Consider the following 11,913-nt stretch of genomic DNA (forward strand, 5'->3'; position numbering starts at 1 on the left):
GACGTGCTGGACCGGCTGCGCCCGTACCTGCCGGCCGAGCCGATCGCCGATCCCCGAGTCCTCGCCCGGCACTGAGCCCGAAGGCAGCCTGATGAAATCCTCCGAGACCCCGGCCCATGAGGGTATCCACCACATCAAACTTCCCGTTACGGACCTGGAGCGCAGTGCCCGTTGGTACGGTGCCGTGCTCGGTGCGCGCCGTCTGACCGAGCTCGACCACCGCCGTCCGGACGGCACGCTGTTCGCCGTCATCCTCGACGTCCCCGGCCTGGGTACCCGTCTCGAACTGCGCTTGGACCCGGCGACCGCCGCCGCTCTCAACGGCTTCGACTTCCTCACCCTGGCCGTCGCGGACCGCGCTGCCGTGGACACGTGGATCGTGCACCTGGACGCGCTGGGCGTCCGCCACTCCCCGCCGGTCGTGGGGTTGGTGGGCTGGCTGCTGGTGGTGCCCGACCCGGACGGGCTGCGCCTGCGCCTCTACACCACCCGGCCGCACGGGCTGGAGCCCGCGCGTGTCGAGTTCGACTCGCCCTGGCTCGGCACCGGCAGCGCACCGTCACCCTGACCCTCCTTCGACCTGGTCACCTCCGCCCGGCGCTGATGATCGCCGAAACCGAAGCGTTCACCGACTGCTTCAGCCGCGAGGCCATCACCGGGCGCAGGGGCTGAGGACACCTGAGTCGACGATCAGCTGGGCGCCCGCAACGCTCCGACGCCCCCCAGTCGGCACCCTTGTTGTAGACCCCGTACAGGACCGTGGCCCCATATCCTGAGAAGCGACAGGAAGGAGCCGTTGATGAGCGTCGACGCGGTCATGCACACCGAGTTCCCCGCTGGGTACGTGATCTTCTTCGGTACCGACGGGAAGGTGGTCATGACTCCGCAGAGCTTCGAGCACTCCAGCACGATCAAGTCGATGCAGATCGACTCGCTCTCGCTCGGCCGGCACGCGAAGACCGCCTCCGACGTCTACCTGGACTTCCCGGCCGACGAGAACTCTGCCCCGGACTTTGCGATCCTGCGGGAGGACGCGCAGCGGCAAGGCAAGCGCTACGGCTTCGAGGACGTGCTACTGATCGCCGAGGTGGTGTCGGTCTCCTCCGCGCGCAAGGACTACGACGACTGCACCGCGAAGTACGGCCGCTACGGCATCCCGGTCTACGTGGTGGTCGATCCGTACGCCGCGGAGGTCGTCGTCCACACCCTGCCCACCGGCTCCGGTTACATCGCGACCCACACGCACACGTACGGCTCGGGCAAGCTGCCCATCGAGCTGGCCGACGGGCGGACCTACACCCTCGACCTGGACGAGCTGCCCCGACCCGAGGCGGACGCCAACTGAGGCACTGCACTGGGTCGTCCACTCACCATGCCAGGCAGAGCCCAACCCGATTCCCAGTCCCGCCTGAGGGCCACCCGATCTCCCCGTGTCGGTTGGTCGGGTACCTGAGCGTGCGGGACCATGGAGCATGCCCAATCGACTCGCAGGCGCCACGTCTCCGTACCTCCAGCAGCATGCCGACAACCCGGTCGACTGGTGGCCGTGGGGCCCCGAGGCGATGGCGGAGGCGGAGCGGCGGGGGGTGCCGGTGCTGCTCTCCGTCGGGTATGCGGCGTGCCACTGGTGCCATGTGATGGCGCACGAGAGCTTTGAGGACGCCGGGTTGGCGGAGTACCTCAATGAGCGGTTCCTGCCGGTCAAGGTGGACCGGGAGGAGCGGCCGGACATCGATGCCGTCTACATGGAGGCGGTGCAGGCGGCGACCGGGCAGGGCGGGTGGCCGATGACGGTGTTCCTCACGCCCGGCGGTGAGCCGTTCTACTTCGGGACCTACTTCCCGCCCGCGCCGCGGCACGGGCTGCCCTCGTTCCGGCAGGTGCTGGAGGGCGTCCACGCGGCGTGGACCGAGCGGCGGGACGAGGTGGCCGAGGTGTCCGCGCGGATCGTCGCGGACCTGGCCGCGCGCGGGGACGTGTACGGCGCGGCCGGAAAGCAGCCGCCCACCGAGGCCGAGCTGCACCAAGCCGTCACCGTGCTCGACAGCGAGTTCGACGAGCGGCGCGGCGGGTTCGGCGGCGCGCCCAAGTTCCCGCCGTCCATGGTGCTGGAGTTCCTGCTGCGGCACCATGCCGCCACCGGCTCCGGGGCGGCGCTGCGGATGGTCGAGCGCACCTGCGAGGCGATGGCGCGCGGCGGCATCTACGACCAGCTCGGCGGCGGCTTCGCCCGCTACTCGGTCGACGCCGACTGGGTGGTGCCGCACTTCGAGAAGATGCTGTACGACAATGCGCTGCTGCTCCGGGTGTACCTGCACCTGTTCCGGGCCACCGGCTCCGGGACGGCCCGGCGCGTGGCCACCGAGACCGCCGACTTCCTGCTGGCGGAACTGCGGACGCCCGAGGGCGGCTTCGCCTCCGCGCTGGACGCCGACAGCCCCGGCCCGGACGGTCACAACCACGAGGGCGTCTTCTACGCCTGGACGCCCGAGCAGCTCGACGCCGTCCTCGGTGCGCAGGACGGCGCCCGCGCCGCCGCCGTGTTCGCGGTCACCGCGGCCGGCACCTTCGAGGGCGGCATGTCCGTCCTGCAGCTGCCTGCGGAGGAGGACCCGGCGGGCGAGGACCCGGGCTGGTTCGCCTCCGTCCGGGAGCGGCTGCTGGCGGCGCGCGCGGAGCGGCCCCGGCCGGCCCGCGACGACAAGATCGTCGCGGCCTGGAACGGGCTGGCGATCGCCGCGCTCGCCGAGACCGGCGCCCTGCTGGACCGGCCCGACTACCTGGACGCCGCCGTCCGCGCCGCGGAGCTGCTGGCCTCCGTCCACCTCACGGACCAGGGACGGCTGCTGCGCACCTCCCGCGACGGCCGGGCCGGAACCAACCCGGGCGTGCTGGAGGACTACGCCGACACCGCCGAGGGTCTGCTCGCGCTCTACTCGGCCACCGGCGAGGCACGCTGGCTCACCCTCGCCGGAGGATTGCTGGACGCCGTCCTGGACCACTTCGCTGACCCGGCCACCGGCGGCCTGTACGACACCGCCGTGGACGCGGAGAAGCTGATCCGCCGCCCGCAGGACCCCACCGACAACGCCGTGCCCTCCGGCTGGACGGCGGCAGCCGGGGCCCTGCTCTGCTATGCCGCGCTGACCGGCTCGGCCCGCCACCGCGAGGCCGCCGAGGCGGCGCTCGGCATCGTCACCGCGCTGGGCTCGCGCGCCCCGCGCTTCATCGGCTGGGGCCTGGCCGTGGCCGAGGCCCTGGTCGACGGGCCGCGCGAGATCGCCGTGGTCGGCCCGGCCGACGACCCGGCGACCGCGGCACTGCGCAGCGCCGCGCTGCGGAGCACCGCCCCCGGCGCCGTCCTGGCCGTGGGCGAGCCGGACGGCGGCGGTGCCGTGCCGCTGCTGGCGGACCGGCCGCTGCTCTCCGGCCGGCCCACCGCGTACGTCTGCCGCCGCTTCAGCTGCGACACCCCGGTCACCACCCCCGAGGCCCTGACCGAGCGCCTGAACAGCTGACGGGCTACTGGGCGAAGCCGGCGGCCACGGCCTTGAGGGCCTGTTGCAGCAGCTCGATCAGGTCGTCCTGGCCGTCGCGCTCGGCCCAGTACTCGACGGTCTCACCGGCGACCGCGACCAGCGCGGCGATCTGCGCGCGCAGGATGAGATCCGTGACCGGGCGGCCGGTGCGCTCGGCGAAGATCCCCAGCAGCATGTCCCGGGAGCGCTTCGACTCCGCCAGGCTGCGGGCCCGTACGGCGGGGTTCTCCCGCAGCAGACGCATCCGCAGCAGCATGTCGTCCCGCTCCTGGGCCAGCACCGTGCGCAGCGGCTCGATCATGGCCCTCAGCGCGGACTCCAGCATGGACTCCCCGGCCGGCCGGGACCGCAGCTCGGCCTCCATGATCGGGTCGTAGTCGTCGGTGATGACCAGGTCTTCCTTGGTGGGGAAGTACCGGAAGAACGTGCTCGGCGAGACCTCGGCGTCGGCGGCGATCTGGTCGACGGTGGTGCCCTCGTACCCCTGGGCGGCGAAGCGGTGGTAGGCCGCCGCGCGGATCGCCCGGCGGGTCTTCAGCTTCTTGCGCTCGCGCAGACCGAGCGGGGCGGCGAGGAACTCTTCGAGATCGGTTGCCGGGGGCGGCGACGGTGCGGAGGTCATGCCACCGATTCTCCGGGATCACCCCCGCCCGGCGCGACGCTCTCGGAGCCGTGACTGTCGTGCGCGGTGTCGCCGGGCATCCGGACGGCTATCAGCAGTGCGGACAGCGCTGCCGCTATGCCGCAGATCAGCAGCACCATCGTCATGCCGTGGACGAAGGCGCTGTGCGCCGAGGCGGCCAGGGCGGTGTCGTGCAGCTGCTCGGCGACGGCCTGGGCGGCGGAGACGGAGCCGCGCGCGGTGTGCGCGGCGGCGGCGGACAGCCCGCCGGTGTGCAGGCGGTCGGTGTAGCTGCTGAGCAGCAGGCTGCCCAGCAGGGCGACGCCGATGGCGCTGGCGCACTGCCGCAGCGTCTGGAGCAGCCCGGAGCCGACGCCCGCGCGCTCGGCGGGCAGGACGGCCATGGCCGCGCCCATGGCGGGCACCATGGTGAAGCCCATGCCCAGACCCAGGATGCTGAGCCAGAGCGCGGTCCAGCCGTAGCCGTCGCCGAGGCCGGTGCGGGAGCCCAGGAACATGGCGGCGGCGACCAGCAGCAGCCCGCCGGTGACCACGCCGCGGACGGCGAACCTGGCCACCAGCCGCTCGGAGATGCGGGCCGCCACCAGCAGGCCGCCCATCAGCGGCATCAGCCGTACACCCGTCCCGAGAGCGCTGTAGCCGAGCACCGACTGGAGGTACTGCGGGAGCACGAACAGCGCGCCCATCAGCACGAAGGTGATCAGTACGGTGGCCAGGGTGTTCCAGCGGTAGACCGGGTTGCGCAGCAGGGTGAGATCCAGCATGGGGTCGGACTGGGTGCGTTCGCGCAGGACGAGCCCGGCGAGCAGCAGCACGGCGGCGACCAGGCTGCCGACGACCTGGGCGCTGCCCCAGCCGTCGGTGGGGCCCTGGATGATGCCGTAGGTGAGCGCCGCCAGGCCGCCGACGCCGAGGACGGCACTGGGCGCGTCCACCCGAGGCACGGCCGGGTTGCGCGACTCGGGGACGAGCAGCAGCAGCGCGACGATGCCGACGGCGATCAGTGGGATGTTGATCAGGAAGATCGATCCCCACCAGAAGTGGGTCAGCAGCAGGCCGCCGAGTATCGGCCCGAGCGGCATGCCGACGGCCATGCCGGCGGTCATCACCGCGACCGCGCGGGCGCGCTCGGCCGGCGGGAAGAGGCTGGGGATGATCGACATGCCCAGCGGCATGATGAACGCCGCGCCCAGGCCCATCACCGCGCGGACCGCGATCAGCGTGGCCGCGGAGTCGGTGAGTGTGCCGACGAGCGAGGCCGCGCCGAAGAGGGTGAGCCCGGCGATCAGCAGCCGACGGCGGCCGAAGCGGTCGCCGAGCAGCCCGGCCGGGAGCATGGCGGCGGCGAAGACGACCAGGTAGGCGTCCACGATCCACTGCAACTGATTGGTGCCCGCGTGGAGTTGGACGGCCATGTCGGGCAGGGCGACGTTGAGGATGGTGCCGTCGAAGCCGAGGACGAGGACGCTCAGGCAGATGGCGCCCAGGGCCCACCAGCGCCGTGGCACGGCGGGCGGACCGGCGGTCGGCGGCGTCGGCGGTGGGACGGGAGCGACCGCGGCGGTCCCGGCGGCGGCAGTGGCGGTGGCAGTGGTGGTGCCGCCCGTGCCACCCGTACGGCCGATGCTGTGGGAGGAGGAGGTCATCGCAGGCTCCTTGGTGGTAGTTTCTGTCTAATGACAGTAACTACCATTTTGGAGGAGCTGTCAATCGGTTCCATGCAGAAGCGCCCTCCCCCGTTCGGGGAAGGGCGCTCGGAAGGCGATCGGGAGGGGGTGGTGCGGTGTCAGGCGACTGCCGTGTAGGCGACGATCGAGACGCCCACGTACTGCACGATGAAGGCGGCCAGCGTGCACAGGTGGAACACCTCGTGGAAGCCGAACCAGCGTGGTGACGGGTTGGGCCGCTTCAGGCCGTAGATGACCCCGCCCGCGCTGTAGAGCAGGCCGCCGACGACCAGCAGCACCACCACGGCCACGCCGCCGGTGCGCAGGAAGTCGGGCAGGAAGAACACGGCTGCCCAGCCGAGGGCGATGTAGCAGGGGGTGTAGAGCCAGCGCGGCGCGCCGACCCAGAACACCCGGAAGGCGATCCCGGCGAGCGCGCCGATCCACACCAGCCACAGCAGCAGCTGCTGTCGGCCGCCGCTGAGCAGCAGGATCGTGAACGGCGTGTAGCTGCCGGCGATGATCAGGAAGATGTTGCTGTGGTCCAGCCTGCGCAGCACCGCCTCGCCGCGCGGGCCCCAGGTGAAGCGGTGGTAGACGGCGCTGATGCCGAAGAGCATCCAGGCGGAGGCGGAGTAGACCGCGCAGGCGATTCGGGCCTGGGTGGAGTCGGCCAGGCAGATCAGGACGATTCCGGCCGCCACGGAGGCCGGGAACATGCCCGCGTGCAGCCAGCCGCGGAGCTTGGGCTTCAGTGGCTGGACTGCGGCAGAAAGGGCGGTACTGCCGTTGGCGGGGTCGGGCAAGGCGGCCTCCTCGGCGGTGGATTCCCTCATCGTACCTACGGAACCGTAGGTTACTTATCAGTAGGAGGTGAGGGCCGCGTGTGAATCATCACGTGTGAACCCGGTTCGGGCCCTGTATTTCCGGACAAGTCACGTCCCCGACCGCAGGATGTGTGGCCTGGGTCACCGTTAGGCCACTAGGGGCGGTATGTCGGTTTGCAGACATCGGCGTTAGGCTGCGAAGACCCTCAACCCCCGCCGCCGGATCAAGGACGATTCGGCGTGAAACGGAGCGATCGTGCCGTACGAGAACTCTGCCCCGAGCACCCCTGCGCCCACGCAGCACAAACGGCTGCTGACCTGGGTCCAGGAGATCGCAGAGCTCACCCAGCCGGACAGGATCGAGTGGTGCGACGGCTCTGACGCCGAGTACCAGCGCCTGTGCGACCTGCTGGTCGACAAGGGGACCTTCCGCAAGCTCAACCCCGAGAAGCGCCCGAACTCGTACTACGCGGCATCCGACCCGAGCGACGTCGCCCGGGTCGAGGACCGCACGTTCATCTGCTCCGAGCGGGAGCAGGACGCAGGACCCACCAACCACTGGAAGTCCCCCGCCGAGATGCGGGCCATCTTCACCGGCGCGGACGGCAGGAGCGGCCTCTTCGCCGGCTCCATGCGCGGCCGGACCATGTACGTCGTGCCCTTCAGCATGGGCCCCGTGGGCTCGCCCCTCGCCGCGTGCGGCGTCGAGATCACCGACTCCGCCTACGTCGCCGTCTCCATGCGCACCATGACCCGGATGGGCCAGGCCGTGCTGGACCACCTGGGTGAGGACGGCGACTACGTCAAGGCCGTGCACAGCCTCGGCGCGCCGCTGGCCGAGGGCGAGGCGGACGTGCCGTGGCCCTGCAACAGCACCAAGTACATCTCGCACTACCCGGAGACCCGGGAGATCTGGTCGTACGGCTCCGGCTACGGCGGCAATGCGCTGCTGGGCAAGAAGTGCTACGCCCTGCGCATCGCCTCGACCATGGCCCGCGACGAGGGCTGGCTGGCCGAGCACATGCTCATCCTGAAGCTGACCCCGCCCGCCGGCGAGGCCACGTACGTCACCGCGGCCTTCCCGAGCGCCTGCGGCAAGACCAACCTGGCCATGCTCCAGCCCACCATCCCGGGCTGGAAGGTGGAGACCATCGGCGACGACATCGCCTGGATGCGCTTCGGCGCGGACGGCCGGCTCTACGCCATCAACCCCGAATTCGGCTTCTTCGGAGTCGCCCCCGGGACCGGCGCGGACACCAACGCCAACGCCATCGAGTCGATGTGGGGCAACACGGTCTTCACCAACGTCGCCCTCACCGACGACGGCGACGTGTGGTGGGAGGGCCTCACCGCCGAGCCCCCGGCGCACCTGACCGACTGGCGCGGCAACGACTGGACGCCTGAGTCGGGCACCCCGGCGGCGCACCCGAACGCCCGCTTCACCGTCCCCGCCTCGCAGTGCCCGATCATCGCCCCCGAGTGGGAGGACCCGGCCGGCGTCCCGATCTCGGCGATCCTCTTCGGCGGACGCCGCGCCAGCGCGGTCCCGTTGGTCACCGAGTCCTTCGACTGGCAGCACGGCGTCTTCCTCGGCGCCAACGTCGCCAGCGAGAAGACCGCGGCCGCCGAGGGCACCGTCGGCGAGCTGCGCCGCGACCCGTTCGCCATGCTGCCGTTCTGCGGCTACAACATGGGCGACTACTTCGCCCACTGGGTGAAGCTGGGCCGGCAGGCGGACGCGGCCAAGCTGCCGAAGATCTACTACGTCAACTGGTTCCGCAAGAACGCCGACGGCAAGTTCGTCTGGCCGGGCTTCGGCGAGAACAGCCGCGTGCTCAAGTGGATCGTCGAGCGCCTGCAGGGACAGGCCGACGGCGTCACCACGCCCATCGGCGTGCTGCCCACCCGTGAGGCGCTGGACCTGGACGGCCTCGACATCAGCGAGGACGACCTGGCCCTGCTGCTCAGCGTGGACCCGGAGATCTGGCGCCAGGAGGCCGCCCTGATCCCCGACCACCTGGACCTCTTCGGCGAGCACACGCCCAAGGAGCTGTGGGACGAGTACCGCAGCCTGGTCGAGCGGCTCGGCTGACCGCCGGGTACCGGCGGGATCGGCCGGGGCTCCGAGGGCCCGAGGGCTGAGGGTTGCAGTACCGGGGGCGCTAGCGCGCCGAGCGTGCCGCCGCGTGGGCATCCATGCGGCGGCACGCCAGCATCGCGGTGACCGTGTCCTGCTGCGCGGCCGCGACCACCAGCAGCCGCCCGGCCAGCGCGTGCGCGTGCTCGTGCGCCGCGGCCAGGGATCTGCCGCCGTGCGCGCCGGCGGTGTGCGGCAGCGGTGCGCCGGTGGGCGCCAGCTGGGTGAGGCGGTCGGCCAGCTCGTGCGCCGCCGCGTCCAGCTCGGCGCGCCGGGCCGGATCGGGGGTCGCGTCGCGTATCGCCTCGGTGGCGGTGACCAGCGCGGCGAGGTGGCCGCTGAGCGGTGCTCCGTGCGGCAGGGCGGTGCGGGCGGTGGTGCCGGGCGCGCCAGGGGTGCTGCTGTTGTGAGCGCGGGCGGCCGGACGCCGCTGCGCCGAGACGGTGGTCCTGGTCTGTTCGTACATCTCGCCCTCTGCAGGCATAGGTCCCGGAAGCAGCGCCCCTGGGGCGCTCCGAGTGAAGGGGACTCTATCCTAACTTGGACATTGTCCAAACTGCGAGTTGTTCCACAGTGTGATCATGAGAGGGGTCCGGGGCCCACGGCTGCGGCTAGGGCTGGGCGTAGCCGTCCAGGAAGGTGCCGATGCGGGTGACGGCGTCGGCCAGGTCCTCCGCGCGCGGCAGCGTGACCAGGCGGAAGTGGTCCGGCTCCGGCCAGTTGAAGCCGGTGCCCTGGACCACGTAGATGTGCTCCTGCTTGAGCAGGTCAAGCACCAGCTGGGCGTCGTCCTTGATCGGGTAGACCTTGGGGTCCAGCCGGGGGAAGGCGTAAAGCGCGCCGCGCGGCTTCACGCAGGAGACGCCGGGGATCTCGTTCAGCAGCCGCCAGGCGGTGTCGCGCTGCTCCCGCAGTCGCCCGCCGGGGAGGATCAGATCCTGGATGGACTGGCGCCCGCCGAGCGCGGCCGCGATGGCGTGCTGCGCGGGCATGTTGGCGCACAGCCGCATGCTGGCGAGGATGTTCAGCCCCTCCAGGTAGCTGCGGGCGTGCTCCTTGGGGCCGGAGAGGACCATCCAGCCGGAGCGGAAACCGGCCACCCGGTACGCCTTGGAGAGCCCGTTGAAGGTCAGGCACAGCAGGTCGGGGGCGAACAACGCGGTGGAGGTGTGGGTCGCGTCGTCGTAGAGGATCTTGTCGTAGATCTCGTCCGAGTAGATGATCAGATTGTGCCGGCGGGCGATCTCGGCGATCCCCTGCAGCAGCTCGTCCGAGTAGACCGCGCCGGTGGGGTTGTTCGGGTTGATCACCACGATGCCGCGGGTACGGTCGGTGACCTTGGCCTCGATGTCGGCCAGATCGGGGAACCAGTCAGCCTGCTCGTCGCAGCGGTAGTGCACCGCGGTGCCCCCGGCCAGGCTCACCGAGGCCGTCCACAGCGGGTAGTCCGGCGCGGGCACCAGCACCTCGTCGCCGTCGTCCAGCAGCGCCTGCATCGACATCTGGATCAGCTCGGAGACGCCGTTGCCGATGAAGACGTCGTCCACGCTCAGCTCGGACAGCCCGCGTTCCTCATAGTGCATCACCACCGCGCGGCGGGCGGCGAGAAGGCCCTTGGAGTCGCCGTAGCCGTGGGCGGTGGCCAGGTTGCGGAGGATGTCCTGCAGGATCTCCGGGGGCGCCTCGAAACCGAAGGGTGCCGGGTTGCCGGTGTTCAGCTTCAGGATGCGGTGGCCCTGCTCCTCGAGCCGCATGGCCTCGTCGAGAATCGGGCCGCGGATGTCGTAGCAGACATTGGCGAGCTTGCTGGACTGGATCACCTGCATGTCGAGGTACTTTACGGGGTCGTCATCCGTGACGCCTCGTGTTTTTCACCACGCGGGCCCCGCAGCGCCCGCAGGTCGCTCAGGCTGCGCACCCCGCGCAGCTCGCCGAGGCGTATCCCGCGCAGCGCCCGGGCCTCCCGCGCCGCCGCAGCGCCCAGGCGTCGGCACGCGCGGGCCGCCCGGACGACGAACGGCCGCAGCCAGTCGTAGCCGTCGGCGCACAGGAGCGCGGCCCCGCGCGCGAAGGCGACGGCGCGCGGGCGCGCACGGCGCAGCCACCGGCGCCAGGTGTCCGGGCTCAGCACCCGCGCCGCGACCAGCCGGTCCCAGCGCGCCTCCGCCCACCAGAGAGCCTCCCCGGCCGCATCGGCCGTGGCCCGCGCCGCCCGCACTGCGATCCGCCGCGCCTCGGCCCCGAGGGCCGCCCCGCGCGTACGCACCGCCCCCGCGCCGACCGCGCCCGTGCCGACCGCGCCACTGCCGAGCGCGCCCGCGTCCGCGGTCCGTGCTGCCGCCGCCACCGCGCGCCGTTCGGTCCAGGCGCGCCAGGCGGCGATGGCGCGCAGGCCGGCCTTGGCGGCCGCCACCGTCGCCGGGACGTACACGCGGACCAGGAACCGGCGGCGCAGCACCGCCGAGCGGCGGGCGGCGGCGTGCCACAGCGGCATGCTGTCGGTGGCGAAGGCCGCCGCCGTGCCGGGTATCCACCCCAGGGCCAGGGACCAGACCGCGCCGAACAGGGCGCCCAGCGCCGGGTAGCCGAAGTACGCCAGCGGGCCGCCCGCGACCAGCCGGGCCACGACCAGGCCGCGGAAGAACCCGGCCGCGAAGCCCGCCAGGACCAGCCCGGCCCAGCCGGTGAGCAGCCGGTGCAGGCGGCTGGAGTTGGGGTAGATCCGGGTGTGCCGGCCGAGCACCGCCGCGACGACGACGACCATGACCACCGCGGCGAAGTCGTCGCAGACCACCGTCGCCCCGCTCTGGTCGCCGAGCGGCGACAGCCGAAGCCCCGGCAGCAGCGTGGGCGCGCCCAGCGCCGCGGGTATCAACAGGTAGCCGTAGCTGGTGGTCAGGTGCAGCCAGAGCGGGCCCAGGCCCATCAGCAGGGTGATCAGCAGCGTGGCCGCGCCGCCGGCGTAAGGGACGGCGCGTCGGGTGAGGGCATCGCGGAGGCGTGGTGAAAGCTGCTCGATCATGGCCATGCGCGGACTCTAATGGCGGAGGGGCCGCGCTGGACAGCGGCTCATCGGTTTGTAGGCTGATTCTGACACCGG

At 71.8% G+C, this 11,913-nt stretch carries 10 protein-coding genes; 4 read left to right on the forward strand and 6 right to left on the reverse strand.

Annotated features, from left to right (window positions below):
* The first annotated feature begins 91 nt into the window (after positions 1-91).
* The 3 genes from GXW83_RS04455 (at position 92) to GXW83_RS04465 (ending at position 3,518) form a co-directional block, all read left to right on the forward strand.
* Positions 92-568 carry a VOC family protein gene (locus GXW83_RS04455; RefSeq protein ID WP_182441600.1) on the forward strand — a complete coding sequence of 159 codons (477 nt, stop codon included), beginning with the start codon at positions 92-94 and terminating at the stop codon, positions 566-568.
* Between the two features lie 231 nt (positions 569-799).
* Positions 800-1,345 (forward strand): Uma2 family endonuclease, encoded by a 546-nt coding sequence (locus GXW83_RS04460; RefSeq protein WP_182441601.1) that lies wholly within the window; start codon positions 800-802, stop codon positions 1,343-1,345.
* A gap of 127 nt (positions 1,346-1,472) precedes the next feature.
* A complete protein-coding gene (locus tag GXW83_RS04465; protein ID WP_182441602.1) occupies positions 1,473-3,518 on the forward strand; it encodes a thioredoxin domain-containing protein in 2,046 nt (681 codons plus the stop codon).
* Positions 3,519-3,522: 4 nt separating this feature from the next.
* Here the strand turns inward: GXW83_RS04465 and GXW83_RS04470 are convergent, their stop codons facing one another.
* The 3 genes from GXW83_RS04470 to GXW83_RS04480 form a co-directional block, all read right to left on the reverse strand.
* Complete coding sequence (locus GXW83_RS04470; protein ID WP_182441603.1) at positions 3,523-4,161, reverse strand: TetR family transcriptional regulator; 639 nt, start codon at positions 4,159-4,161, stop codon at positions 3,523-3,525.
* Positions 4,158-5,828, reverse strand: coding sequence for an MFS transporter (locus tag GXW83_RS04475; RefSeq protein ID WP_182441604.1), 1,671 nt, complete (start codon positions 5,826-5,828; stop codon positions 4,158-4,160). The genes GXW83_RS04470 and GXW83_RS04475 overlap by 4 nt, the downstream gene beginning before the upstream one ends.
* A 140-nt stretch (positions 5,829-5,968) precedes the next feature.
* A complete protein-coding gene (locus tag GXW83_RS04480; protein ID WP_182441605.1) occupies positions 5,969-6,685 on the reverse strand; it encodes a hemolysin III family protein in 717 nt (238 codons plus the stop codon).
* A gap of 247 nt (positions 6,686-6,932) precedes the next feature.
* On the opposite strand from GXW83_RS04480, the gene GXW83_RS04485 reads away from it, so the two are divergent.
* The gene (locus GXW83_RS04485; protein WP_182441606.1) at positions 6,933-8,768 is read left to right on the forward strand and encodes a phosphoenolpyruvate carboxykinase (GTP); all 1,836 of its coding nucleotides are present in this window, start codon (positions 6,933-6,935) and stop codon (positions 8,766-8,768) included.
* 70 nt (positions 8,769-8,838) lie between these two features.
* Here the strand turns inward: GXW83_RS04485 and GXW83_RS04490 are convergent, their stop codons facing one another.
* The 3 genes from GXW83_RS04490 to GXW83_RS04500 all read right to left on the reverse strand — a co-directional run bounded on the left by GXW83_RS04490 (position 8,839) and on the right by GXW83_RS04500 (position 11,841).
* Positions 8,839-9,297 carry a hypothetical protein gene (locus GXW83_RS04490; RefSeq protein ID WP_182441607.1) on the reverse strand — a complete coding sequence of 153 codons (459 nt, stop codon included), beginning with the start codon at positions 9,295-9,297 and terminating at the stop codon, positions 8,839-8,841.
* A gap of 127 nt (positions 9,298-9,424) precedes the next feature.
* A complete protein-coding gene (locus GXW83_RS04495; RefSeq protein WP_182441608.1) occupies positions 9,425-10,639 on the reverse strand; it encodes a pyridoxal phosphate-dependent aminotransferase in 1,215 nt (404 codons plus the stop codon).
* Between the two features lie 11 nt (positions 10,640-10,650).
* Positions 10,651-11,841, reverse strand: coding sequence for a hypothetical protein (locus GXW83_RS04500; protein ID WP_182441609.1), 1,191 nt, complete (start codon positions 11,839-11,841; stop codon positions 10,651-10,653).
* Between the last annotated feature and the right edge of the window lie 72 nt (positions 11,842-11,913).

This window comes from Streptacidiphilus sp. PB12-B1b, from assembly GCF_014084125.1.
GTDB lineage: Bacteria > Actinomycetota > Actinomycetes > Streptomycetales > Streptomycetaceae > Streptacidiphilus.